The sequence below is a fragment of the Mesorhizobium sp. M1348 genome (assembly GCF_040317925.1).
GTDB lineage: Bacteria > Pseudomonadota > Alphaproteobacteria > Rhizobiales > Rhizobiaceae > Mesorhizobium.
In genome coordinates this window covers 214,395-239,763 of record NZ_JAMYLH010000003.1, presented here as the reverse complement: position 1 = coordinate 239,763, position 25,369 = coordinate 214,395, and the positions used below count along the sequence as shown (strand labels likewise).

Annotated in this window: 22 protein-coding genes and 1 pseudogene; 9 read left to right on the top strand and 14 right to left on the bottom strand. The window is 62.5% G+C overall.

Annotation, left to right across the window (positions count from 1 at the left end):
• Positions 1-10 precede the first annotated feature (10 nt).
• Positions 11-613 carry an alpha-ketoglutarate-dependent dioxygenase AlkB gene (locus tag NKH13_RS08205; RefSeq protein ID WP_352912027.1) on the bottom strand — a complete coding sequence of 201 codons (603 nt, stop codon included), beginning with the start codon at positions 611-613 and terminating at the stop codon, positions 11-13.
• 129 nt (positions 614-742) lie between these two features.
• Here NKH13_RS08205 and NKH13_RS08200 point away from each other — a divergent pair, with 129 nt between their 5' ends.
• Together NKH13_RS08200 and NKH13_RS08195 are read left to right on the top strand one after the other, a co-directional pair.
• The gene (locus NKH13_RS08200; RefSeq protein ID WP_352912024.1) at positions 743-958 is read left to right on the top strand and encodes a KTSC domain-containing protein; all 216 of its coding nucleotides are present in this window, start codon (positions 743-745) and stop codon (positions 956-958) included.
• 79 nt (positions 959-1,037) lie between these two features.
• Positions 1,038-1,324 (top strand): annotated as a pseudogene (locus tag NKH13_RS08195) (ATP-binding protein); the annotation flags it as partial.
• Between the two features lie 48 nt (positions 1,325-1,372).
• On the opposite strand, the gene NKH13_RS08190 reads toward NKH13_RS08195, so the two are convergent.
• Positions 1,373-2,554: an acetate/propionate family kinase gene (locus NKH13_RS08190; RefSeq protein WP_352912213.1), complete on the bottom strand. Its 1,182-nt coding sequence runs from the start codon at positions 2,552-2,554 to the stop codon at positions 1,373-1,375.
• Positions 2,554-4,965: a phosphoketolase family protein gene (locus tag NKH13_RS08185; protein ID WP_352912020.1), complete on the bottom strand. Its 2,412-nt coding sequence runs from the start codon at positions 4,963-4,965 to the stop codon at positions 2,554-2,556. The genes NKH13_RS08190 and NKH13_RS08185 overlap by 1 nt, the downstream gene beginning before the upstream one ends.
• Positions 4,966-5,241: 276 nt before the next feature.
• Between NKH13_RS08185 and NKH13_RS08180 the strand changes: the two genes are divergently transcribed.
• Positions 5,242-7,242, top strand: a complete 2,001-nt coding sequence (locus NKH13_RS08180) for a protein-L-isoaspartate(D-aspartate) O-methyltransferase (RefSeq protein WP_352716247.1) — start codon at positions 5,242-5,244, stop codon at positions 7,240-7,242.
• A gap of 39 nt (positions 7,243-7,281) precedes the next feature.
• Positions 7,282-7,527, top strand: coding sequence for a hypothetical protein (locus NKH13_RS08175; protein ID WP_352716249.1), 246 nt, complete (start codon positions 7,282-7,284; stop codon positions 7,525-7,527).
• Positions 7,528-7,645: 118 nt separating this feature from the next.
• On the opposite strand, the gene NKH13_RS08170 is transcribed toward NKH13_RS08175, so the two are convergent.
• The 4 genes from NKH13_RS08170 to NKH13_RS08155 form a co-directional block, all read right to left on the bottom strand.
• Positions 7,646-8,137 (bottom strand): DUF1772 domain-containing protein, encoded by a 492-nt coding sequence (locus NKH13_RS08170; protein ID WP_352716251.1) that lies wholly within the window; start codon positions 8,135-8,137, stop codon positions 7,646-7,648.
• Positions 8,138-8,235: 98 nt separating this feature from the next.
• Positions 8,236-9,774 carry a SpoVR family protein gene (locus NKH13_RS08165; protein WP_352912016.1) on the bottom strand — a complete coding sequence of 513 codons (1,539 nt, stop codon included), beginning with the start codon at positions 9,772-9,774 and terminating at the stop codon, positions 8,236-8,238.
• Positions 9,774-11,096 (bottom strand): YeaH/YhbH family protein, encoded by a 1,323-nt coding sequence (locus NKH13_RS08160; RefSeq protein ID WP_352912013.1) that lies wholly within the window; start codon positions 11,094-11,096, stop codon positions 9,774-9,776. The genes NKH13_RS08165 and NKH13_RS08160 overlap by 1 nt, the downstream gene beginning before the upstream one ends.
• A gap of 18 nt (positions 11,097-11,114) precedes the next feature.
• Positions 11,115-13,064 carry a PrkA family serine protein kinase gene (locus NKH13_RS08155; protein ID WP_352449545.1) on the bottom strand — a complete coding sequence of 650 codons (1,950 nt, stop codon included), beginning with the start codon at positions 13,062-13,064 and terminating at the stop codon, positions 11,115-11,117.
• A gap of 269 nt (positions 13,065-13,333) precedes the next feature.
• Between NKH13_RS08155 and NKH13_RS08150 the strand changes: the two genes are divergently transcribed.
• Positions 13,334-13,495, top strand: coding sequence for a hypothetical protein (locus NKH13_RS08150; protein WP_292655465.1), 162 nt, complete (start codon positions 13,334-13,336; stop codon positions 13,493-13,495).
• 16 nt (positions 13,496-13,511) lie between these two features.
• Here the strand turns inward: NKH13_RS08150 and ocd are convergent, their stop codons facing one another.
• Positions 13,512-14,579: an ornithine cyclodeaminase gene (gene ocd / locus NKH13_RS08145; RefSeq protein WP_352912009.1), complete on the bottom strand. Its 1,068-nt coding sequence runs from the start codon at positions 14,577-14,579 to the stop codon at positions 13,512-13,514.
• A 3-nt stretch (positions 14,580-14,582) separates the two neighbouring features.
• On the bottom strand, positions 14,583-15,503 hold the full coding sequence (rocF, locus tag NKH13_RS08140) for an arginase (RefSeq protein WP_352912006.1): 921 nt from the start codon (positions 15,501-15,503) through the stop codon (positions 14,583-14,585).
• Positions 15,504-15,631: 128 nt separating this feature from the next.
• On the opposite strand from rocF, the gene NKH13_RS08135 reads away from it, so the two are divergent.
• Positions 15,632-16,069 (top strand): Lrp/AsnC family transcriptional regulator, encoded by a 438-nt coding sequence (locus NKH13_RS08135; RefSeq protein ID WP_292655471.1) that lies wholly within the window; start codon positions 15,632-15,634, stop codon positions 16,067-16,069.
• 138 nt (positions 16,070-16,207) lie between these two features.
• Here NKH13_RS08135 and NKH13_RS08130 read toward each other — a convergent pair whose 3' ends face one another.
• The 5 genes from NKH13_RS08130 to cyoA form a co-directional block, all read right to left on the bottom strand.
• Positions 16,208-17,401: a DUF3182 family protein gene (locus tag NKH13_RS08130; protein WP_352912002.1), complete on the bottom strand. Its 1,194-nt coding sequence runs from the start codon at positions 17,399-17,401 to the stop codon at positions 16,208-16,210.
• 257 nt (positions 17,402-17,658) lie between these two features.
• Positions 17,659-18,087 carry a cytochrome o ubiquinol oxidase subunit IV gene (gene cyoD, locus NKH13_RS08125; RefSeq protein WP_352911999.1) on the bottom strand — a complete coding sequence of 143 codons (429 nt, stop codon included), beginning with the start codon at positions 18,085-18,087 and terminating at the stop codon, positions 17,659-17,661.
• A complete protein-coding gene (gene cyoC / locus NKH13_RS08120) occupies positions 18,084-18,737 on the bottom strand; it encodes a cytochrome o ubiquinol oxidase subunit III (RefSeq protein WP_352911996.1) in 654 nt (217 codons plus the stop codon). Before cyoC ends, cyoD begins: the two co-directional genes overlap by 4 nt.
• A complete protein-coding gene (gene cyoB, locus NKH13_RS08115; RefSeq protein WP_352911993.1) occupies positions 18,734-20,740 on the bottom strand; it encodes a cytochrome o ubiquinol oxidase subunit I in 2,007 nt (668 codons plus the stop codon). The genes cyoC and cyoB overlap by 4 nt, the downstream gene beginning before the upstream one ends.
• A gap of 2 nt (positions 20,741-20,742) precedes the next feature.
• Complete coding sequence (gene cyoA, locus NKH13_RS08110) at positions 20,743-21,690, bottom strand: ubiquinol oxidase subunit II (RefSeq protein WP_352911990.1); 948 nt, start codon at positions 21,688-21,690, stop codon at positions 20,743-20,745.
• A gap of 600 nt (positions 21,691-22,290) precedes the next feature.
• On the opposite strand from cyoA, the gene NKH13_RS08105 reads away from it, so the two are divergent.
• The 3 genes from NKH13_RS08105 to NKH13_RS08095 are packed head-to-tail and all read left to right on the top strand — an operon-like array spanning position 22,291 to position 25,339.
• Positions 22,291-23,433, top strand: coding sequence for an ABC transporter substrate-binding protein (locus NKH13_RS08105; protein WP_352911987.1), 1,143 nt, complete (start codon positions 22,291-22,293; stop codon positions 23,431-23,433).
• On the top strand, positions 23,433-24,284 hold the full coding sequence (locus NKH13_RS08100) for an IclR family transcriptional regulator (RefSeq protein ID WP_352911984.1): 852 nt from the start codon (positions 23,433-23,435) through the stop codon (positions 24,282-24,284). Before NKH13_RS08105 ends, NKH13_RS08100 begins: the two co-directional genes overlap by 1 nt.
• A 23-nt stretch (positions 24,285-24,307) precedes the next feature.
• Positions 24,308-25,339 carry a sugar ABC transporter substrate-binding protein gene (locus tag NKH13_RS08095; protein WP_352911981.1) on the top strand — a complete coding sequence of 344 codons (1,032 nt, stop codon included), beginning with the start codon at positions 24,308-24,310 and terminating at the stop codon, positions 25,337-25,339.
• Positions 25,340-25,369 lie beyond the last annotated feature (30 nt).

Below are 25,369 nucleotides of genomic sequence, written 5' to 3'. Positions count from 1 at the left end.
CCGCCCTGCTTTAAGCGCGTTGCGGTCGCAGCGTGCGCAACGTGATCGAATAGCGGCGCTCGGCAACCGGTGGAATGCTGTGCTCCCATTCGTTGCGCGCAGCACCCGTCATCAGATAGGCCGATCTTGGCTCGACGGTGACGGTCTTGCGATCCCATCGCGTGCCATTTTTCCGGCGCAGGCGAAAGCTGCAGGCGGCTAGCAGCGAAACGCCGGCGACCGCCTCGAAATGAGGCTTGTCGCGGTGCCAGCCGATACCGGCGCCCGGCCGGTACTCGTTGATCAGCACCTGCACGAAGGTTTCGGCCGGCAGGCGGGCAAAGGCTACAACCTTTTCCCTGAGCGGCAGCAGAAAGCCGGGTATCGGCGGTGCCTCGACGACTTCGAGCCGGTCGTAGTCGTAACGCAGCCCGAAGCCGACCACCCGACGGTTTGCCAGATGGCCGTGAAAGTCGAAGGCCTGAAATGGCAGGGTTGCGAGCTGGCTCGCCAACGTTGCTTCTTCGTCCGGCGTGATCAGTTCGGGCCGGTAGTGAAATCCTTCCGGCAGGTCGTCGATGGCGGCAAAGAGATCGCCCTGGCGGGCTGCAGCCGATGTCTTGAGCGACGGCATCAACCGTATTTGGTGAAGCCGGCCCGTAGCGGCAAGGCTGCCTCGGCAGCAAGGAACCTCGCTCTCCGTGCAGGGTTATTCACACGACGGCATGGAATGGAGCACTGCCGAGCATTGGACCTGTCGAGGATGCCTTCAACTGCGATCAGAAACATCGACTACCAGCCGGCGACGAGGGTACTCTCCGTATGGTTCGTCCCGAGCGGAAACCGCTATGATTACGAGGACGTGCCGCCGCGGGTGCACGCGGCATTCCGCAAAGCCTCGTCAAAGGGCCGGTTCTTCAACGCGCATATTCGCGACCGGTATAAATTCCATCTGGTCGAGCAGAGCCATTCGAGCTGAGCCTTCAGGCGCTTCCCAACCATCATCTCGGCTCTCCGCCATGCGTGGCCGCGCCGGGACTTCGCAGTTGGCGAGTGACCTCAATGAGCTTTTGACGAACGCGCTGAAGCACGCCTTTTGGGCCGCGAAGGCGGGACGATCACGCTGCGCAGCGTCGTCGATGGCGACGGTTTTCGCATCGTAGTCGCCGATGACGGCATCGGGCTGCCCGAAGGCGAGACCTGGCCGAAACCCGGCAAGCTCGGAGCGTTGATCGCGCAATCGCTGACCGAAAATGCCAATGCCCGGTTCGAGGTGGATTCGACCCCTGGCAAAGGAACGCGGGTGACCATTGTGTTCAACAGATCGGCCGCGCTAGCGGCGTAGCCGCTCGACCAGTGCGGTCGTAGGCGCCGCCACTCAAGGCCATCCGCATCAGCCGGGCTCCTCCATCACCTTGCGGGTGTGGCGGGCGATGACACCTTCTTCGTCGGTCGCCACGACGCGGACTTCGACCTTGCTGTCTGCCTGGCTGATGAGCGCGGCATGGGAGCTGTTGGCGGCCTCGTCGATCGCCACGCCGAGCCAGCCAAGCCTCCCGCAAATCGCTTTGCGGGCCGGGGCAGAGTGCTCGCCGATGCCGCCGGTGAACACCAGGCATTCCAGCCCGCCCAGCGTGTTGGCGAGGGCGGCAACCTCCCGGGCGGCGCGGAAGGCGAAAAGCTCCACCGCTTCGCGAGCCCGGCGGTCGTCGCTGGCCTCCAGCGTGCGCATGTCGCCGGAAATGCCGGACACGCCGAGCAGGCCGGATTCCTCGTAGAGCATGTCTTGCAGCGCCTCTCCCGAAACGCCTCTTTCCAACAACAGGTACAAAAGCACGCCCGGATCGATGGCGCCGCAGCGTGTGCCCATGACCAGGCCGTCAAGCGCCGAAAAGCCCATAGTAGTATCGACGCTTCGCCCGTAGCGCATGGCGCACAAGCTCGCCCCGTTGCCGAGATGGGCGACGATGGTTCTTTTCGCCGCCAGATCGGGCGATATCTGCTTGAGCCGGCCGGCGACATATTCGTAGGAAAGCCCGTGAAAGCCGTAGCGGTGGATGCCGTCTGCCTCATAGCGGCGCGGCAGTGCGAAACGGCTGACCAGAGGCTCGATGGTCCGATGGAAGGCCGTGTCGAAACATCCGACCTGCGGCAGGTCCGACCGCAGCGCAGCAAGCGCCCGGATTGGTGCGAGACTGCGCGGCTGGTGCAGTGGCGCAAGCGGGGTCAGCCTGTCGAGAGCCTCGATAACTGTCGGCATCAGGCGGACAGGTTCGACGAACTCGCGTCCGCCATGGACGATGCGATGGCCGGCGGCGATCAGTTTCCTTCCGCCAAGTTCGTTCTCGATCCATTGCAGCATCTGGCCGATGCCCATGTCGCGTGATGCGTCTGCGGCAAGTGGCCGATCGCACTGCACCGCCCCATCGGCGGCTTTCGCGGTCAGCCTTGGCGCGTCGCCCAGATCCAGCGAACCGCGCGAGGCAAGATCCAGCTCGGCGGATGCTGCAAGGTCGTAAAGTCTGAACTTGATGCTCGACGAGCCGGCATTCAACGCAAGGATCGATCGTCGCATCAATCGCCGGCCTTCGTCGCGCTGTCCTGTGGCCAGGACCATTTCTGGATCTCGGGCATGTCCTCGCCATGTTCGCGGACATAGGCCTTGTGCTCAGCCAATTTCCCATGCAGCGCCGCGGCAAGCTCCTTCGCCCGCTCGGCCAGCCCCGGCACGCGCGCGATCGCGGCGAGCGCCAGATGATAGCGGTCGAGCTGGTTGAGCACGACCATATCGAACGGCGTCGTCGTCGTGCCTTCCTCGCGAAAGCCATGCACATGCATGTTGTCGTGGTTGGCGCGCCGGTAGGTCAGACGGTGAATGAGATAGGGGTAGCCGTGATAAGCGAAGATAACCGGCTTGGCCTTGGTGAACAGGGCGTCGAATCTGTCATCGGCAAAGCCATGCGGATGCTCGGAATTCGACTGCAAAATCATCAGGTCGACGACATTGACGACGCGGATCTTCAGGTCCGGAATGCCTGAGCGCAGGATGTCGGCTGCGGCAAGCGTCTCCAGTGTCGGCACGTCGCCGGCGCTGGCCAGGACCACATCCGGATCTTCGCCCTTGGCAACCGTCCCGGCCCATTCCCAGATGCCCGCACCGGCCTTGCAGTGCGCTTCCGCGTCTTCGGCGGACAGCCATTGCGGCGCCGGCTGCTTGCCGGCGACGATGACGTTGATGCGGTTGTAGGTTTTCAGGCAATGGTCGGTGATCCACAGCAGCGTGTTGGCATCCGGCGGGAAATAGAGCCTGACCGTGTCGGCCTTCTTGTTGGCGACGAAATCGGCAAATCCCGGGTCCTGATGGCTGAAGCCGTTGTGATCCTGCCGCCAGACATGCGAGGTCAGCAGGTAGTTGAGCGAGGCGATCGGCTTGCGCCAGGCAAGTTCGCCGGAGGTCTTCAGCCATTTGGCGTGCTGGTTGACCATGGAATCGACAATGTGGATGAACGCCTCGTAGCACGAGAACAGGCCGTGGCGGCCGGTCAGCAGATAGCCCTCCAGCCAGCCTTGGCAAAGGTGCTCGCTGAGCACCTCCATGACGCGGCCGTCGCGGGAAAGATGGACGTCGTAAGGCTCGATCCGCTCCATCCAGACGCGGTCCGTAACCTCGAACACGTCGTCGAGGCGGTTGGAGGATGTCTCGTCCGGTCCCATCAGCCGAAAATTCCTGGCATCGGCGTTCAAGCGGATCACATCGCGAAGATAGCTTCCGACGGTCCGCGTCGCCTCCCCAACAGTACCGCCCGGACGCAGTACGTCGAGCGCGAGGCCTTTCCAGTCGGGAAGCACAAGGTCTTGTTTCAGCAGGCCACCATTGGCGTAGGGGATTGCGCCCATGCGTCTTGACCCCGTAGGCGCCAGCGCCGCGAGTTCCGCCAGGAGATGCCCGCCTTCGTCGAACAGCGTCTTCGGTTCGTAGCTGCGCATCCAGTCTTCGAGGATCTGGCGGTGCGCCGCGTCGCCGCGTGCGTTCGACACCGGGACCTGGTGCGAGCGCCAGAAATCCTCGACCTTCTTGCCGTCGACCTCTTTCGGCCCGGTCCAACCCTTTGGGCTGCGCAGCACGATCATCGGCCACAGCGGCCGCTCTCCCATCCAGCCCGCGGCTCGTGCAGGCTCCTGGATGGAGTGGATCCGGTCGAGCACGGTATCGAGCGTGCGGGCCATCTCCCGATGCATCGCGGCAGGCTCATGACCTTCCACGAAGAAGGTCTCGTAGCCATAGCCGAGGAACAGGCTGCGCAACGCCTCGTCTTCCATGCGGCCGAGGATCGTCGGGCTGGCGATCTTGTAGCCATTGAGATGCAGGATCGGCAGGACGGCACCGTCGGATGCCGGGTTCAGGAACTTGTTGGAATGCCAGGCCGCGGCGAGCGGGCCGGTCTCGGCTTCACCGTCGCCGACGACGCAGGCAACGACAAGGTTCGGATTGTCGAAGGCGGCGCCGAAGGCATGAACCAGCGCATAGCCGAGTTCTCCGCCTTCGTGGATCGAGCCGGGCGTCTCCGGAGCCGCGTGGCTCGGCACTCCGCCGGGAAACGAGAACTGCCGGAACAGCTTTCGCAGGCCGTCTTCGTCCCCGCCGACCTCGGGATAGATCTCGCTGTAGGTGCCCTCGAGCCAGGTGTTCGCGACCATTGCCGGGCCGCCGTGACCCGGCCCGCAGATGAACAGAACATCGAGACCACGTTCACGGATGATCCGGTTCAGATGCACATAGATGAAATTGAGGCCGGGCGTCGTGCCCCAATGGCCGAGCAGCCGCGGCTTGATGTGCTCGGGCCGCAAAGGCTCGCGCAAGAGCGGATTGTCGAGCAGATAGATCTGGCCAACCGAGATGTAGTTCGCGGCGCGCCAGTAGCGGTCCATCAGATCGATCTGGTCAAGGCCGGTTGTCTGCGCAGTGGTGCGGGCCTCGTCGTTCATGGAAATGCCTCCGGAATACCCTCGTCCGTCGGTATCTGGAGTGGCGTCGCCTCGGAGAAAGGATTTGCCTCGAAATAAGTTTGGGCGGGCGCTGCCCCTCGCCAGCAAAAGCCGATCGGTCACTTGGGAACCTCGAGGCTCGCCAACGGTTAGAGAGACGTGCGTAATCCAGGAATTCACGGGACCGCAATTCCAGGGACGTACGGGACATGAACCTAGTTGCCCTTGAGGACGCTTGGCTCATTGGGGCGGAGGGGTCTGCAAAAGGAGCAAAAAATGCTCGATCTCTCCGATGCCCGTGATCGTATGGTGGACGTCCACCTAAGCCGCCGTGGCATTCGCGACCGCAATGTCCTGCAGGCGATGCGGGAGGTTCCGCGCGAGGCTTTCGTCGATCCGGGCTTCGAAGAGTTCGCTTATGAGGATGGGCCGCTGCCGATCGCCGAAGGTCAGACGATATCGCAGCCCTTTATCGTTGCGTTCATGATCGAAATGGCGGAGATCGGAGCTGGTGACCATGTTCTCGAGGTCGGCACCGGCTCCGGCTATGCGGCTGCCGTAATGAGCCGCATCGTCGAACGCGTCTACACGATCGAGCGCCACGCCGCGTTGGCTGAAACGGCAAGGCAACGGTTCAAAAAGCTTGGCTACGACAATATCGAAGTCCGCACTGGCGACGGCACCAAGGGCTGGCCCGAAGCGGCGCCCTTCGATGCGATCCTGGTTGCCGCCGCTGGACCCGGCGCACCGCTCGCTCTGCAAGAACAGCTCGACGTCGCCGGCCGGCTTATCATCCCGGTCGGCGACGAATTCGACGCGCAGCGGCTGCTCAAGGTCACCCGGACCGGCGCAGCAACTTACACCGAGGAGGATTTCGGCGGCGTGCGGTTTGTTCCGCTGATCGGCGAGCAAGGCTGGGGCGAGCCAGGCAGCGACAGCCAAATAGCGGCCGATCTTCCGCACCGGCATCAGCGCAGGAGCAGCCTGCCGCAGATGATAGCGGCCGCAGCCGAACCGCTTCCGGATTTCGACGATCCGGCCTTCGGTGCGCTGTTCGACCGGTTTGCCGACCGCCGCGTCGTCTTGCTCGGCGAAGCCAGTCACGGTACGTCGGAGTTCTACCGTGCGCGCGCCGCGATCACTCGCAGGCTGATCGAGAAGCATGGCTTCACCATCGTCGCGGTGGAGGCCGACTGGCCCGATGCCGCGGCGATCGACCGCTACGTCCGCCATCGGCCGCCGCGGCCGGGCGCGGCGCCGCCGTTCCAGCGCTTTCCCACCTGGATGTGGCGCAACACCGACGTCGCGGCGTTCGTCGACTGGATGCGAGTGCGTAATGAGCGGATCAGCATATCCTCCCGGCGGGCCGGATTCTATGGCCTCGACATCTACAATATGGGCGGATCGATTGCGGCGGTCCTGCAATATCTCGACCGGGTCGATCCGCAGGCGGCGAGGATCGCGCGCGAACGCTATGGCTGCCTGACGCCGTGGCAGAACGACCCGGCCACTTATGGCCGTGTCGCACTCACCTCCGGTTACCAGAAATGCGAGAAGGCCGTGCTCGAGCAATGCCGGGAACTGCTTTCCAGGGAGCTCGACTATGCGCAGCAGGACGGTATCGATTTCCTCGACGCCACCCAGAACGCCCGCCTAGTCGCCGCCGCCGAGCGCTATTACCGCACCATGTATTATGGCGGCGCGCAATCCTGGAACCTGCGCGACACCCACATGTTCGAAACGCTGGAGCACCTGCTGCAGGCCCGCGGCCCGAATGCCAAGGCGGTGGTGTGGGCACATAATTCCCATATCGGCGATGCTCGCTACACCGAGATGGGGATCGTCAGGGACGAAGTGAACATCGGCCAGCTCTGCCGCCAGCGTCTTGGCGACGAGGTTGGCTTGATTGGGCTCAGTACGCATTCCGGGACGGTGGCCGCGGCGACCGACTGGGACGGCGACATGGAAGTGAAACTGGTGCGGCCTTCCCACAACGACAGCTATGAGCGGCTTTGCCACGACAGCGGCGTCTCGCCTTTCCTTCTCGATTTCGAGCGCGACGACACGCTGCGCCAACGGCTTCTCGAGCGCCGGCTGGAGCGCTTTATCGGCGTCATCTACCGGCCCGAGACCGAGTTGCACAGCCACTATGCGGATGCCTCGCTCGCCCGCCAGTTCGATGCTTTCGTCTGGTTCGATGAAACCAGTGCCGTGACGCCGCTTGGGCCGGAACATGCGGGGACAGGCCTTCCCGAGACCTATCCTTTCGGGCTTTAGCAGCTTGGGAAGCGGAAAATAGAAAGAAGGAGGTCGCCGATGGCCGGAAGAAAGACTCATGAGCAGCAGTTGCGCATCATCGAAGAGCGCGAGAACACGAAAAACGCCGGCAAGGATTTCGACGCCGAAGCGGATTTGAAAAAGACCAGGCAAGAGCGCGAGGCGTTCCGGCGCGGTGCCGAGCTCAGATCGGACCCGAAGGATATTGCCGATCCCGACGATCGCAACATCATCCGCGGCGAGCACCAGGAAAGCGCCCACAACAAGCATCGCGCCGACCGCTGAACGGCCGGATCGCTTGACGTTAAGACAATACGGCGCCGGGTCCGTTCTCTGATCTGACGGATGCAGCGTTCGTAGCCGCAAATTGGCGAACGAGGACGCCGTCTTGATCTCCTCGGCGCTATTCGGCAAAAAATGTCGCGGCGACAGCAATTGAGACTAGGCTCAGCATCGCGAGGCCTGCCCTGGCGACATGCGAAGCCTCCCAGACGTTGCGCAAATCTCTCCAGTCGCCGGTCTGCTTTCGAGAGAACATTGAAAAAAACGTCGCGGCTGATTTCGGCATGGCAGTGTCTTGCACCCAGAAATTATTGACGGGATGCGTGACCAACCAATAGGTCGCATGCTCCGCCAGCAAGAAGACAAGCGCCGCCAAGGTCCACCAGAATCGGGCGCTTGGATAGGGCGTCAGGTAGAGCAGGACGGCGAGTGCAATGATGCCGCCGATCTCGGCGAACCCGCCGATCGTGAAGCCGGGATAGTAGATCGCCTGCACTGATCTGTAGGTGGCCTCCTTGAGACGCAACTTGCCGGGCAATTCCAGTGCGTGCGCGAGCGAGAGCGCCATCGAGACGGCGACCAGAAGAAGGGTGGCGATCATCAATGCGCGCATGTTCCTGCTCCCGATCATGCCAAGGTGCGCGCGTAGATAGGGTCGTTGGTGATCCGGTAAAGGCTATGACACCCGACGTCGCCGGCAAGCCGGTCGGGTCATTCCCCGATCTGGCTGGTAGACCGTTCGTGGAGCGTGGCGCCGGTCTGCGCGTCGACCGCGACCATGCTGACCTCGTAGCCCCAGAGCTTGCGGATGTGGCGCAGCGTGGCGTCGCGGCTGCCGCCTTCCAGCACGATGCCGTCCTTGACCTTGTGCTGCAGGCGCAGATGCCGGTCGCCGAGCAGGTCCACGTCCACCACCTGGATGTCCGGCCGGCTGGCGCCGATGTCGTAGCTGTGGGCGAGTGCGGCGCGGACGCTCTCGTAGCCGCGCTCATTGTGTATCGAGGCGACTTCGTAATGGGGGTCGTTGGCGGCATCGGCAAGGACAAAGAACCGCCATTTCCGTATCAGGGTAGGGCTCAGATATTGGCGGATGAAGGACTCGTCGCGATGGTTGGCCCAGGCGTCCAGCAAGGTCTGGCGCCAGTCGCCATTGCCGGCGATATCGGGGAACCAGTCGCGGTCCTCGGCCGTCGGCGCGGTCGAGATGCGCTGGATGTCCTGCATCATGTCGAGACCCAGCGCGTAAGGGTTGATACCGGAAAAGCGCGGATCGTCGAACCCTGGCTGGAAGATCACGTTCGAATGGTTGCGCAGGATTTCCAGCATGGCACCTTCGCCGATCAGGCCGCGATCGAACAAAAGGTTCATCAGCGTGTAATGCACGAAGGTGGCGCAGCCCTCGTTCATCACCTGCGTTTGCCGTTGGGGATAGAAATACTGCGCGATGACGCGGACAATCCGGACGACCTCACGCTGCCATGGTTCCAGGATCAGGCTGTTCTTCTCCAGGAAATAAAGCAGGTTCTCCTCGGGCAGCTTGAGCGATTTCTTGCGCTCCGCCACGGTGTCCGTCTCGCGGACCTTGGTGCCGTCCTTGGACGGCGGCAGCGTGCGCCACAGATCATTGTAGGAGCGCTCCTCGTATTCCAGGCGCTCGCGAAGGCCCTCGCGCTGCTTTTCCGACGACAGCTTCGGCGGCCGGTGATATCTGAACACGCCCTGTTCCATCAGCGCATGTGCGGCATCGAGGATCTCTTCCACCGCATCGACGCCATGCCGCTCCTCGCAGCGGGCAATGTAGCCCTTGGCAAAGTCCAGATAGCTGAGGATGGCGCCGGCGTCCGTCCACTGCCGGAACAGATAATTGTTCTTGAAGAAATGGTTGTGGCCGAGTGCCGCGTGCGCCGTCACCAGGGCCTGCAGGGCCATGGTGTTTTCCTCCATCAGATAGACGATGCAGGGATTCGAATTGATGACGAGTTCATAGGCGAGCCCTCGCCCGCCTTTGCGATAGAGCAATTCCTGGTAGAGGTAGTGCTTGCCGAACGACCAGTGCCGGTACATCAGCGGCATGCCGACCGAGGAATAGGCGTCGAGCATCTGTTCGGACGAGATGATCTCCATTTGTACCGGATAGATGTCGAGGTGGAGCTCTTCGGTGGCGATCGCCTCGATGGTCTTGTAGGCGCGCGACAGCGTCCTGAAATCCCAGTCGGAACCGGAAAACAGCAGCCCGGATCTGCTCTCCATCAGCCCCCTCTTTCACCGCTCTTTTGATAACCCGGCTGTCTGGCGAAGAGTTGGCGGAAAACCGGGTAGATGTCGGCCGCGGTGGCGATGCGGCTCATCTGGAAATTCGACCATCTCAGCTTGACCGCACTGTAGGCACGCCATAGCGACGTGCCGTTGTCGGTAGCGCCGAAGATATGGCTCTCGCGCTCGTCGAGGATCTCGACATAGGCGAAATACTGGCAGAGCCGCATGATCTGTTCATCGAGAAGTGCGATGCAGCGCTCGGAATCGGTGACGAAATTGTCGCCGTCCGAGGCCTGGGCGACATAGATGTTCCATTCGCGGCTGGGATAGCGTTGCTCGACGATGCGGTGCATCTCCTCGAGCGCCGTGGAAACCACCGTACCGCCGCTCTGGGTGTTGTAGAAGAAGGTTTCCTCGTCGACCTCCTGCGCCTCGTGCGTGTGGCGGATGAAGACCACCTCGGTCCGGTCGTAGCGCCGTTTCAGGAACAGGTGCAGCAGCACGAAGAAGCGCTTGGCCAGATCCTTCTCGCGTTCGCCCATCGAACCGGACACGTCCATGAGGCAGAACATCACCGCGTTGGCATTCGGCACCGGCTGCGCGTCGAAGCGGTTGAAGCGGATATCGACCGGATCGACAAAGGCGATCCGCTTGCGGCGGCGCTCCAGCCGATCGAACTCTTCCTGAAGCGCCACGATGCGCTGGCGTATCTCGGCGTTTTGCGGCTTCGCCTCCAGCGACGCAATCTCCTGCGCGATCGCGTCGAGTTCCTCCTGCTTGGGGCGCCTGAGCGCTATGCGGCGGCCGTGGCTGTTGCGCATCGTGCGCCCGACATTGATGTTGGTCGGCGAGCCGGTCGCGGCGAAGCCGGCCCGGCGCGGCTTGAAGGCGAGGATCTCCTTCAGGTTGAGCTTGACCATATCAGGCAGTTCGAGGTCTTCGAAAAAGAGGTCGAGCACCTCTTCGCGCGACAGCACGAAACGGAAATCGTCCTCCGATTCGGTTCTCCCCGGGGCTGATCCCATGCCGCCGCCCTGGCCGGGTTTGGGCAGCCGGTCGCCTGGAGCAAAATGCTTGTTGCCGGGCAGGACGTGCCGGCGGCTGCCGCTGTTCCTGGCATCGTTGAAGCTCGGCTCGCCGGTGCCTCGCGCCGGCATCGAAACGGCATGCTCGGCATCCACGTCGGCGATCTTGCCGGTGCGGATCTGATCGCGGATGGTGCGCTTCAACTCTTCGCGCGCCCGCCGCAGGAAACGCTGCCGGTTGCCGAGGCTTTTGTCCTTCGGGTTCAGTCGGCGATCGATGAAGATCGGCATATGTTACCCCGGCTGGCTTCAACCCGCCTTGTTCACCCGCATGTACCAGTCCACCAGCCGGCGGACCTGGCGCTCGGTGTAACCGCGCTGGATCATCCGCTGCACGAATTCGGTATGCCGCTTCTCCGTCACGCTGTCCTGCTTGGAGCCGAAACTGATCACCGGCAGCAGATCCTCGACCTGCCCGAACATCCGCTTCTCGATGACTTCGCGCAGCTTTTCGTAGCTTGTCCATGACGGGTTGCGGCCATGGTTTCTGGCCCGCGCGCGCAGCGTGAACTTCACCACTTCGTTACGGAAGTCCTTGGGATTGGCGATGCCGGCCGGCTTTTCGACCTGCGACAGTTCGTTGTCCAAAACCTCGCGATTGAGGATCTGGCCGGTATCGGTATCCTTGTAGTCCTGATCCTCGATCCAGGCATCGGCATAGGCGATATAGCGGTCGAACAGATTCTGGCCGTATTCGCTGTAGGATTCCAGATAGGCCTTCTGGATCTCGTGGCCGATGAACTCGGCATAACGGGTGGCCAGCTCCGACTTTATGAAATCGAGATAGTCCGCCTCTGTTTCCTTCGGGAACTGCTCGCGCTTGATCGCCTCTTCCAGGATGTACATCAGATGCACCGGATCGGCGGCCACCTCTTCGGTGTCGTAGTTGAAGGTCTGCGACAGGATCTTGAAGGCGAAGCGGGTGCTGACGCCGGTCATGCCTTCATCGACACCGGCCGCGTTTCGGTACTCCTGGACCGACTTCGCCTTGGGATCGGTTTCCTTGAGGTTCTCGCCGTCATAGACGCGCATCTTGGTGTAGAGCGGCGAATTGTCGTGTTCGGCCAGGCGGGTCGAGACGGTGAACCGGCTGAGGATGTCGAGCACTTCCGGAGCGCAGGGACTGTTAGCCAGTTCGCTTTCGCGCAACAGCTTCTCGTAGATCTGCCGTTCTTCGGTAACGCGCAGGCAATACGGCACCTTGACCACCAGGATGCGGTCGAGGAACGCCTCGTTGTTCTTGTTGTTCTTGAACTGCAGCCATTCCGATTCATTGGAATGGGCAACGATGATGCCCTGATAGGGGAAAGCGCCGAAATTCTCGGTGCCGTTGTAGCTGCCTTCCTGGGTCGCGGTCAGCAGCGGATGCAGCACCTTGATCGGCGCCTTGAACATCTCGACGAATTCGAGCAGTCCTTGCGTGGTCCGGTTCAGCCCGCCGCTATAGGAGTAGGCGTCCGGATCGGACTGGCTGAAGTTTTCCAGCTGCCTGATATCGACCTTGCCCACCAGGGCCGACACGTCCTGGTTGTTCTCGTCGCCCGGCTCGGTCTTGGCAATGCCGATCTGGCGCAGCCTGGACGGCATCAGCTTGACGACGCTGAATTTGGAGATGTCGCCGGACAATTCGTCGAGGCGCTTGGCCGCCCAGGGCGAGATCAGGCCGTTCAGCCGCCGCCGGGCGATCCCGTATTTGTCCTCCAAAAGGTCGCCCATGCGGTCGGGATCGAACAGCCCGAGCGGCGATTCGAAGACCGGGCTGACCTGGCCGCCGACCTTCAGGGTATAGATCGGACGCTGCTCCATCAGCCTTTTCAGCTGCTCCGCAAGCGAGGATTTGCCGCCGCCGACCGGGCCGAGGAGATAGAGGATCTGCTTGCGTTCCTCAAGCCCTTGCGAGGCATAGCGGAAATAACCGGCGATACGCTCGATTGTATCCTCCATGCCGTAAAAGTCGGCGAAGGTTGGATAGATCTTGATCGTCCGGTTCGAAAAAATACGGCCGAGCCGCTCGTCCTTGCTGGTATCGACAAAGGTCGGCTCACCGATCGCCTCGACCATCCGTTCGGGTGCCGAGGCGTACATCGACTTGTCCTCGCGGCAGGCAAGCAGATATTGCTGGAGGCTTATCTCCTCCTGCGCCGCATTCTTGTAGACCTCGGAAAACAGATCGAAGACGTCGGATTGATTCTCACGCATGGTATTCCTAGCCCCGGAGCCGGTGTGGCTGCACGTTTGTCTCTTGAACAACCAAATGTTGGAAAGCCCTTGTGGTTCCCTTCACTTCGCAGAGAGTGCATGTGACCGAATGATAAGAGTTACATAAGCGCATCCTGAGTGCAGACAAGGCGTGGAACGTCCTGCCCGAGGCACAAAATCCTGAATCGCACCACGTCCTGCGGGCGACATCCGACAAGACGGAGGAACGGTTCGGGTCCTTTCCGGTTGTGAGGGAAAGGAGACGGTCGATGTCTGGGAATAGTTTGTGGTTGCTCGTTGTTGCAGGCGGTCCACTGCTTCTGGCAATTCTGATCGCCTACGCCCTGCTCACGCAGCGCCGTCGCGGCCCGGCGGAGCGCAGGGAAAGCGAGCGTGCGACCGAGCGCCTGTATCAGGAAAAGAAGGACTGACCGACGGGATCGCAGCTCAGCTGCCGGCAACCGCCAGGCTGGTCGCTTTTTCGGCGCGCAGCAGCATGCCAAACAGGTCGCGCGGCTCATCGGGATCGGCCAGAAGGTCTAGTTCCTCGTAAAGGCCGGTCCGCTGCAGCTGATCGCGGACGTAGCGCAACGCGGAAAAATCCTCGATCGCAAAGCCGACGGAGTCAAACAATGTGATCTGTCTTGCGTCCGTCCGGCCTGCTGCCTTTCCTGTCATCACTTGCCACAATTCGGTGATCGGGTGATTCGCATCGAGCTGCTGGCTCTCGCCTTCGACGCGCGTTTGCGGCGGATATTCGACGAAAATGTCCGAGCGCAGCAGAATGTCGCGATGCAGCTCGGTCTTGCCCGGGCAGTCGCCGCCCACCGCGTTGATGTGCACGCCGGATCCAACCATGTTGTCGGTCAGGATTGTTGCCGACCGCTTGTCGGCGGTAACCGTGGTGATGATCTCTGCACCTTCAACGGCTTCCTGCGCCGACGCGCAGACCTTGATGTCGAAACCCATGCCGGCAAGGTTCTTCATGCATTTCGTCGAGGCCGCCGGGTCGATATCGTAGAGCCGCAGCCTGTCGACGCCAAGCAGCGCCTTGAACGCAATCGCCTGGAATTCCGATTGCGCGCCATTGCCGATGATCGCCATGCACCTGGCGGCCTCGGGAGCGAGGTATTTCGCCGCGACCGCCGAGCTTGCGGCGGTTCTGAGCGCGGTCAGGATGGTCATTTCCGAAAGCAGCATCGGATAGCCGTTGCCGACATCGGCAAGCACGCCGAAAGCGGTCACGGTCTGGCGGCCGTCACGCGTATTCTTCGGATGCCCGTTGACGTATTTGAAGCCGTAGAGCTGCCCGTCGCTGGTCGGCATCAGCTCGATGACGCCGTCAACGCTGTGCGAGGCGACGCGCGGCGTCTTGTCGAACAGCTCCCAGCGCCTGAAATCCTCTTCGATGTAGGCAGCAAGCTCGACCAGGAAGCGCTCGATGCCGATGGCAAGCACCAGCTTCATCATGCGGTCGACGCTGACGAACGGGACGATGTTCAAATTCACCGTCATGGCTCAGAACCCCCTCGTCGGGCGATCCATGATCCGCCGGCCCATCAGGCTTGCGGTCAGGTCGACCAAAAGCGTGGCAGTGCGGCCGCGTTCGTCGAGAAAAGGGTTGAGCTCGACCAGGTCGAGACTGGTGACGAGGCCGCTGTCATGCAGCATTTCCATCGCCAGATGCGCCTCGCGGAAGGTGGCGCCGCCGGGAACGGTGGTGCCGACCGCCGGGGCGATCGACGGGTCGAGAAAATCGACGTCGAGGCTGACGTGCAGCATGCCGTTGGCGGCGCTCACCCGTTCGAGAAACGCGCGAAGCAGTTGCGCGATGCCGTGCTCGTCGATCGAACGCATGTCATGGACCGTGACGCCGGCTCTGCGCAACGCTTCCCGTTCCGCCAGGTCCACGCTGCGGATCCCCAGCGCGCATATGCGAGCCGGATCCACCTGCGCTGCAAGGCGGGGGAAATAGCCCTCGAAGCCGGGCTGCCCGCTGGCATAGGCCAGCGGCACACCATGCAAATTGCCGCTGGTCGTCGTGTCGAGCGTGTGAAAATCGGGGTGCGCGTCGAGCCACAGCACGAAGAGCGGCCGACCGGCATTCGCCGCCCGGCGGGCAATGCCAGCGAGCGTGCCGGCCGAAATGCTGTGGTCGCCGCCGAGAAAGATCGGCATCGCATCGGCGCTTGCCGCATAGGCCGTTTCGCTGATCGCCGCCGTCCAGGCGGCAATTTCCGGCAGCGCCTTCACCGCCGCGTTGCCGTGTACGACAGGGCACATGTCGGCAGGGATAATCGTTCCGAGGTCGGTCAGTGTATGGCCGAGTTCGGTCAATGCGCCGGCCAGGCCGGCCGTGCGCAGCGCGCTGGGCCCCATCTCGCAACCCATGCGGCCCGAACCCGCCTGGATCGGTGCTCCTACGATCGTGCAATGCATGCTCATGCCCCACCAATTACGATGCCCCTATTGAAGCCGGCATCGCTGGCAGAATGAACATGTCAAATTGGCAAATTTGTCGAAGTGCCTTACCATAGTGGCATCATCTACGTCCGTTGTGAGCAATCATGGACCAGCTCGATGAGCAGATCATCACCTCTTTGCGGCACGACGCCCGGCGCAGCATTTCCGATCTTGCCATCAGCCTGGGTGTCTCTCGGGCAACGGTAAGGTCCCGGATCGAGCGACTTGAAAGGGACGGCGTCATCGTCGGCTACACCGTCATTCTGCGCGCCGACGCGGTCGATCAGCGCGTGCGTGGCATCATGATGATCGAGATCGAAGGCCACGCCGCTGATCGCGTCATCCGGGCGCTGGGCGGCTTCTCCGAGGTCTCGACGATCCACACCACCAATGGCCGCTGGGATCTGGTGATAGAACTCGGAACGCAGACCCTGAGCGAGTTCGACGCGGTGCTGAGACGTATCCGCCTGATCCCCGGAATTACCGGCAGTGAAACAAGCCTGCTCCTGGCAACGCCGCGCACCACCAAGGCGCGGCTGTGATCTTCGCCCTTGACCTGTAGCGGTAACGAAATCCGAAGCCACGGAACCTTCAATTGCCGCCGCGGTTAGAGCAATTCCAGGAAAAGTGTGGAACGCCATTGGCGGATGTTCCCTGCCAAAGGCGTGTTTCACTTCGACCTAAGATGACGATCGGCCGGCGTCCCCGATCGGCCCTCGGATCGCTTGGGTGACGATGGTATAACGCGTGATTTGACCCTCCTCGGGGTCCTCCCCGTGGAAATGGATGTCTGCGTTCAGCGGCAGCGGCGCAGTGCTGCCGAACTGCTTGACGGCGGAGACATGCACGATCTGCATATCGGGATCGCGCTTCATGGCGTCCATTGCTGCCAGCTCGGCGCTGCTGCTGCCACCGATCCGCCAGCTGGCTTCCAGCACACCCGATCGCCAGATGCCCGAGGAATCGACACCTTGGCCGATGTCGTAGTTGCGTCGCGAGGCGAAGAATCCGGGATAACCATCCATCGCTGCGTCATAGGTTCTCGCCTGCGCCACAGCCAAACCCAGCGCCGGAGATAGCCGCAGCTCATCCAGCGCCTCCCATCCGCCCCGCACGACAACCAGATCGGATCCGCCGTAAACGGGCTGCCCGTCGTTGTCGGTCGTCGTCCGCTGGGTGCCGTAATAGCTGACCGACAATTCGTCGATCGTGGTTCTGCCAACGCTCAGTGTAACAATGTCGCGAAGCTGCGTTTCGAGAACAAGGCCGTATTCGCTTAGGTCAGAGGATGGATATTGGTCCAGCAGCCTTTCGACATCGCCGACCGTCGCGGCGGTGTGCTGGTCGCGGCCCCGCGAAGCGCGCGGTGGCTTGAACCGGACCAGCCCGAGCTCCAGCAGACGTTGCGCTGCGCGCAGCGCGTCATGGCGTGAAAATGCAGTGTAGCCGGGCAGTACGGCCGCGGCGACGGCGCTGCCGAAGCCGGCGGGCCATTCCTTTGGCCGTGCCGCCGACCCGTCCACCAGCTCGTGGGTTATGGCCTTGGTGGTTGCGAGGCGCCAGGGCACCACGCCGCCGAAGAGGTCGTCGGGCCCGTTGATGCCCAGTTGGGCCGCATCGGCAGCAAGCAGGCTGTCGTCCGGCACGAAATACAGCCCGCCGCTGTCACCGCCGCCATCACGCAGGCCCTGGCGGAAGGAAAATCCCTTCAACGCTGCAATCGTGCGCGCGACGGCAGCGACGGTTTTCCATTCGTGCGCGTAGATGGTCTCGCCGCCCGGCGCGGAGAATACGACCACAACACCTTTCGTCCCGCTTGGTTGCTTACCGCTTAGCCCGGTCATGTCGAGCCCTTCGCCCATTGCCGAGCCCATCGCCGTTTCCGCGGCGATGCGTCCGAACCGAAAAACCCGCTTCCTCGGCGAATGTTCCGGGCAACGGCGCGCTATCCGGTTTGACCGAGTTGCGGCGATCGGAACATCGGCGGCTCATGGTTTTTATGCGGGAGCCTCAGACAGGGAGATGGATGTGCTCAAGGAGGCCGCGCCGCGCGCCCTGGGAGAGGCCGAGGTCGTCCGCTTGAGACCGAGCTCGCTGTCGCATGAACTGCGGCCAACGGCCGGAATAATCGCTAGCGGTTCATGTTCATGTTCGCGTTCATCGACATCAAATTGTGGTCGAGATTGGCCATGATCCAGATCGAGCCGCCGATCACCAGCACAACGATCAGCACGCCGAAGGCAAGCGCCAGGGCGTTGTTGGTGTTGTCCGGCCCCGTCGTGATGTGCAGGAAGAAGACGAGATGCACGCCCATCTGGGCGATCGCCAGCACGACCAGCGCCACCGGAATGCCGGGTGCCCATATCAGGTTCGTTCCGGGCAACCAGAACGAGGCGATGGTCAGCAGCGTTGCCAGCCCAAGGCCGATCACATAACCGCGTAACCCGGATCCGACTTCGGTGTCGCCGAGGTATTCGTCACCCGGCGCCGTATCGATGTCGTAGCGCTCCAGGCCATCGGTGTCGCGCCGTTGCGCGTGGCGATCGTCCGCATTGCTCATCGACTTGCTCCCAGGAGATAGACCACCGTGAACAGGGCGACCCAGATGATGTCGAGGGCGTGCCAGAACAGGCTGAAGCACATGAAACGCCGAAGAATATCGTCGCGGAATCCCTTGGCGAAGATCTGCGCCATCATCGTAAGCAGCCACAGCAGCCCCGCCGTGACGTGAAGGCCGTGGCATCCCACCAGCGTGAAGAACGCCGACAGGAAAGCGCTGCGTGTCGGTCCGGCACCGCTGGCAACCATATGCGCGAACTCGCGCAACTCGAGCAGGATGAAGGTGGCGCCGAGCACGAAGGTGACAGCCATCGCGACATAGAACCAGGAGCTTCGTCGCGCTGTCACGGCGAGGCTGGCGAGACCGCAGGTAAAGCTCGACAACAGCAAAGCGGCCGTCTCGATCGCGACGTTGCGCAGGTCGAACAGCTCGGCTCCGCTTGGTCCGCCCGCCGTCTTGCCCGCCAGCACGGCGTAGGCCGCGAAGAAGGCCGAGAACATCACGATGTCGCTCAGGAGGAAGATCCAGAAGCCGTAGCCCACGACGATCCGGATCGGTGCCGGGCCGCTGTCGCCGTGGCTGGGTGCACGGCCGTGGCTGCGATGGCCGAGGCGGTAGGGGTCACGCTCTCGAACGTCGATCGCGGTCATTGCCTTGGCCCCGTATGAGTGGCCAGCGCCTCGCGGCGGGCACTTCGGTTGGCGCGGTCGATCCGGGCGACTTCGGCGGCAGGAATGACGTATTCGGGGATGTCGCGCCACGCGAATATGACGAAGGTGGCGAAAGCGCCGAGCGCGCCGAGCGCCACCATCCACCAGATGTGCCAGATGAGGGCGAAGCCCATCACGGTCGCAAAGAAGGCGCAGATGAACCCGGTGGGACTGTTGCGCGGCATCTCGATCGGCTCGTATTCAGGCTCGTCGCGCAGCCGGTTTTGCTCGCGTGCCCGCTGCTTGATGTTCCAGTAGGGCTCTTCGCCCTCGACATGCGGAAGCGCGGCGAAGTTGAAGACCGGCGGCGGCGAGGGCGTGGCCCATTCCAGCGAGCGCCCGTCCCAGGGATCCCCGGTGGCATCTCGAAGCGCCGCACGCTGCCGGATGCTGACGACGAGTTGTATGATCTGCGCGACCACGCCGGCGGTGGTGATTAACATGCCGGCGCCGGCAACCAGCACCCAGGGATACCAGGCCGGCACGTCGAAATGCTGCATGCGGCGGGTCATGCCGAGCAGGCCGACAGCGTAGAGCGGCACGAAGGTGGCGTAGAACCCGATCAGCGTCAGCCAGAAGGCCAGCTTGCCCCAGCCCTCGTGCAGCCGGAAGCCGAATGCCTTGGGAAACCAGTAGGTATATCCCGCGAAGGCGCCGAACAGCACACCGCCGATGATGACGTTATGGAAATGCGCCACCAGGAACAGGCTGTTGTGGAGCAGGAAATCGGCCGGCGGCACGGCCAGCAACACGCCCGTCATGCCGCCGATGACGAACGTCACCATGAAGCCCAGCGACCACAGCATTGGCGTCGCGAAGCGGATGCGGCCGCCATACATGGTGAACATCCAGTTGTAGATCTTCACGCCGGTACCGACAGCGATAATGCTGGTGGCGATGCCGAACGCGGCGTTGACGTCGGCGCCGGCTCCCATGGTGAAGAAGTGGTGCAGCCACACCATGAAGGAGACGATGCAGATGAACAGCGTCGCGGCCACCATCGAGCGGTAGCCGAACAGCGGCTTGCTGGAGAACGTGGAGATAACCTCCGAGAAGATGCCGAACGCCGGCAGGACGAGGATGTAGACCTCGGGATGGCCCCAGGCCCAGATCAGGTTCACGAACATCAGCATGTTGCCGCCGGCTTCATTGGTGAAGAAATGAAAGCCGAAATAGCGGTCGAGCGTCAGCATCGCGAGCGTCGCGGTGAGGACCGGGAACGCGGCGACGATGAGCAAGCTGGCGGCGAGTGAGGTCCAGCAGAACATCGACATCCTGAGGTAACTCATGCCGGGCGCCCGCATCTTCAGGATCGTGGTGACGAAATTGATGCCGGTGAGCAGCGTTCCGACGCCCGCTATCTGCACTGCCCACAGATAATAATCGACGCCGACGCCCGGCGAGTAGGCGGTCTCGCTGAGCGGCGGATAGGGCAGCCATCCGGTGCGCGCGAATTCGCCGATCACCAGCGAGATGTTGACCAGCAGCGCACCGGTGGCGGTGAGCCAGAAACTCACCGAGTTGAGCGTTGGAAAGGCAACGTCGCGAACGCCGAGCTGCAGCGGCACGACCAGGTTCATCAGGCCGATGACGAACGGCATCGCCCCGAAAAAGATCATGATGGTGCCGTGGGCGGAAAAGACCTGGTTGAAGTGGTCGGGCGGCAGATAGCCGGGCGCCTGGAAGGCGAGGGCCTGCTGGGACCGCATCATGATGGCGTCGCTGAAGCCGCGCAGCAGCATCAGCAGCGCCAGCAGCGTGTACATCACGCCAATCCGCTTGTGATCGACGCTGGTGATCCATTCGCGCCACAGATAGGGGAAATGGCCGGCCAGGAAGACCCAGGCCAGCACGCCGAGGATTGCCAGGGCGACGACCGCCGAGGCGATCATCGGCAGAGGCTGATCGAACGGAATGACGTCCCAGCTCAATTTTCCGAGCATTGTCAGCCTCCTGTCTTGGGCAATACGCTCGGCTCGGGGCGACCGGCCTGGGGGCCGGGCGCGGGCGGAACGCCCTGCGTCGCGATTTCATGGAAAAGGTCCGGCTCGACCGAGCGATAGGTCGAAGGCGGCACGTCCAGGCTCTGTCTGGCCAGTTCCTGGTAGCTGGCCTTGTCGAGTGCCTGTCCCTGGTTTCGCGCCGAATTGACGAATGCATCGAAGGCGTCCGCCGCCACGGCATGCAGCACGAATTGCATGCCTGGAAAACCGTCGCCGCTGAAATGGGCCGACCGCCCATAGAATTCGCCCGGCTGATCCGCCTGCAGGTGAAGCTGCGTTGTCATGCCGTTCATCGTGTAGATCATGCCGCCGAGCTGAGGCACGAAGAACGCATTCATGACGCTTGCCGAGGTGAGCGAGAAATGCACCGGCCTGCCCGCCGGCACCACAAGCTGGTTGATGCTCGCGATATTCTGCTCGGGGTAGATGAACAGCCATTTCCAGTCGAGCGAGACGACCTGCACCTCAAGCGGCTTTTGCTGGGAATCCAGCGGCTTCATTGGATCGAGGTCATGCGACCCGATCCAGATGATGCCGCTCAGAAACAGGATGACGAGGATGGGGATCGACCAGACCACCAGTTCGATGCGTCCGGAATAGGCCCATTCCGGCAGATACCGCGCCCTTGTGTTGGTCTCCCGGAACCACCAGGCAAAACCGAGCGTCGCCACGATCGTCGGGACGACGATGGCCAGCATGATGGCGACCGAATTGAGCAGGATCGTGCGCTGCGCCGCGCCGACTGGCCCTTGCGGGTCGAGCACGCCGCCCTGGCAGCCGGCAAGCAGCCCAGCAAGTAGCCCAGCAAGTAGCCCAGCAAGTAGCATCGTCGCGCCGACGCGGCCAAAACGGATGACGGCACAATTTCGAACGATCGCCCTCAGCAACATGAAATCTCGCCGTTTCCTGAAAACCGATTGGAACGTTGCAGGCAGCGTGGCTGCCAACCCCGAATGTGCGCGCCGGTATGCTCCTGGCGACAGTTTCTTCATGCACGCGGCTCCGGCTGGCAGAACCACATGCGGCGGACGTCATCGTTAAGCGGTCGACCTGTCGAGAACCCCTCCAAATCCTAAAAACCAGCGGCAAATCTTAAGAAACCAGAAACAGTACCCAGATCGAAGTTATCGCCAGAAACGTGGCGAATGCCAAGGCGGTGAACCGGTTCATGGCCGCGCCCACAGTTGGTCCATTTAGTCCGCTCCCTGCGACTCGTCGCTGAATCCAGTGACGCTGCCCAATGACGCTGCTCTGAATGGTTGCGCCAACCGAACGTATGTTCGTCGCGAAGGTTCCAAAAAGCCAGATCCAACGCAGCCTTTGGTTGCAGTCCGGCGGCCACGCGATGCGCATCAGGGCCGCATGGGCGGCTCTCCTGCCTAGCGGAAGCCGAGGTCGGCTTTGCGTATGTAAAAATTACTTGTCTAGGTAAAAATAGTTGCTACTAATCGGCTGGGCCGACGCATGGCCGGTTCAGGAGGAATTACGGCATGACAAGACTGCGCGGCCTCGCGTGGGATCACCGACGCTGCTGGGGTCCGCTCGACGCCAGCATCGGGCCGTATTGTGCCGCCAATCCCGGCCTTGAGATCGAATGGGACCGCCGCAGCCTTTACGAGTTCGGCGAGGGCGCGCTTGGTCCGGTGCTCGACGCCTATGATCTCGTCGTGTTCGACCATCCGTTCATCGGCGATATTGCCGAAGGCGGGCTGATGGTGCCGTTCGATTTGTCGGCTGAGCAGCGCCGCGGCTTCGAACAGGATTCAGTTGGCGCATCCTGGCAATCCTACGCAAGGGACGGGCGCCAATGGGCGTTGCCGATCGATGCTGCCTGTCAGGTTGCCTCGTATCGCCCCGATCTCGTGGAGCGCTACGGACCGCTGCCGCGCAGCCATGACGAGGTGCTGGAGCTCGGCCGGAGCGCCTTGAAGGACGGCAAATGGCTTGGGCTGCCATTGGTGCCGACTGACGCCATGTGCCTGCTTTTGACGCTCGGTGAGCCCCGCGACGACGGCGACGAGTTCATCGCCAGGCAAAAAATCGAGCAGGCCGTCGGGCAGTTGCGCCAGCTTGCGGCGCTGTCGCATCCGAACTCGCCGAAATGGAACCCGATCCGCTGCTACGATCATATGATCGCACATGACGACGTGGTCTACGTGCCGTTCGCCTTCGGCTATGTGAACTATGCCTCCAAGGCAGACAGGCCGTATCTGCGCTTCGCCGACGTGCCGACGCCGCGATCCGCCGGCGCCTTGCTCGGTGGCGCCGGCATCGGCGTCAGCGCCCAATCGAAACACAAGCAGGCAGCCATCGATTACGCGCTGTTTCTGTGCTCGCCCGGCTATCAGCGCGGCGACTATGTGAAATCCGGCGGACAGCCGGGATCGCTGACGGCATGGCAAGATGGCGAGGTCAACGCTCTCTCAGGCGGCTTCTTCGCGTCGACGCTGGCGACGATCGAAGCCTCCTATCTGCGCCCGACCCATCCGGGCTTCATCAGCTTCTTCCGCCAATGCGCCCCTCATGCCGCGGCGGCCATCGCCGGCGAATTGCCGGCGGCCGAGCTCGCAGATCGGCTGAACCGGCTCTATCGCGAGACCAGGCATGGCCAGCCGCAACGGAGCGTCGCGTAATGGCCACCGATATTGCCCAGATCGTCGACGAAGGCGAAAGCGGCCGCAACGGCTACCGCGTGCCTGCGGTGGAGAAGGCGCTCAACATCCTGGAATTCATGGCTGCCAGCGGCGAGCCGCTGACCCAGACCGAGATCGCCACGGGAATGGGGCGCTCCATTCACGAGATCTACCGCATCCTGCTGCTGCTGGAGAAGCGCGGCTACATTTTCCGGACGCAATCGGACCGCTTTCGCCTGTCGCTGAAGCTGTTCGAACTGGCGCATATGCATCCGCCGGTAAACCGCCTGGTCGAATGTGCGCTGCCGGTGATGCGCGGCCTTGCCGCCAATGCCGACCAGAGCTGCCATCTGGTCGTGCGCGAAGGCGAGAGCGCACTGGTCGTGCTGCAGATCGATTCGCCTTTGCCGATGCGATATTCGGTTGCCCTCGGCTCGCATTTCCCGATCCTCGAAACGAGCTCCGGCGCGGTGCTGCTAGCGCATTCGAGCCGCGCCGAGCGTGACCGCATCGTCGAGCGGATCGTCGCTGCGGGCGAGGGCCAAGGCAGCCGGACGGAAATCGAAGCGCGGCTGAACGAAGTCGCAAGGCTCGGCTATGAAATGCGCGCCTCGCTGGCTGTCGAGGGCTGCACCAACATCTCGATGCCGGTGCGCGACCATACCGGTGCGGTCATTGCCGCGCTCACCGTCCCGTTCCTGCCGCAGAAGGCCGCGCGCTTCGATCGCAAGACCGTCTTCGAACGAACCAAGGCGGCGGCCGAGACGATATCGGCGGCGCTGGGCGCGGGCGAAGCTGCCGCCTCTTCACGTGCCGACCCGGAACGGCGGGACTATCCGTTCAGCAACTGACAAGAAATACAGGGAGAAGAAACATGAACTGGTCCAAATCGATGCTGTTTGCCTCGGCGGCCGCGCTGGCTCTGAGCGCCGCCGCCGCACACGCCGAAAACATGCCGAAGCGCATCGGCTACGTCACCAATTACGCCACGCACGAGTGGTATCAGAACGTCATCAAGGGCATGCAGGCCCGCGCCAAGGAACTCGGCATCGAGCTCGAGGTGCAGGACGCCAATCTCGACATCGCCAAGGAGGTTTCCGCCGCCGAAGACTTCATGGCCAAAGGCGTCGACGTGCTGATTGTCACGCCCGTCAACGAGGAAGGCGTCGTACCGCTGCTGCGCCAGGCGAAATCCAACAACGTTCCGGTCGTGCTCGAAGGCAATCCGGTCAAGGGCATGACCACAATGGTCGCGATTTGCGACTACGACACCGGCTACACAGCCGGCGTTGAAGCCGGCAAATACGCCAAGGAGAAGCTCGAAGGCAAAGCCAAGGTGATGAATGTCGGCCTGCCGCTGCTGTCCGCCACCGTGCTGCGGTCGCAGGGTTTCATGGATGGCCTGAAGACCATCATCCCCGACGCGGTCATGGTCCACGACCTCGACGGCGGCGGCAACCCGGACCGCGCGCTCGAAGTCTCTTCGGCGGCTCTTGCCAAGAACGCCGACATCAACATCATCTACGGCATCAACGATTCCTCGTCGCTCGGCGGCCTTCAGGCCTGGAAAGCGGCCGGCAAGTCGCAGGACGGCCTGTTGACGGTCGGCACCGGCGGCGAAGGCCTCGCCTTCATCAATGCGATGCAGAACGAGCCGTCCTATCGAATCGAGGCCGCGATGTTCCCCGAAAAGGAAGGCTACACCGCCATCGATGCAGCGGTTAAGCTCTTCAACGGCGAAGAGGTGCCGGAACACATCGTCAGTCCGACCGCGCCGATGAACGGCGACGACTGGAAGAAGTTCTATGACTACGACGGCACCACACGAACGATCAAATGGGATGCCGTCAATGCGCTTCAGCCACCGGAAAAATGCATGAAAACTTCCGCCGATCTGAAGAAGTAAGGATTCCGGGTAGCCCTTCCCGCGCGGCGG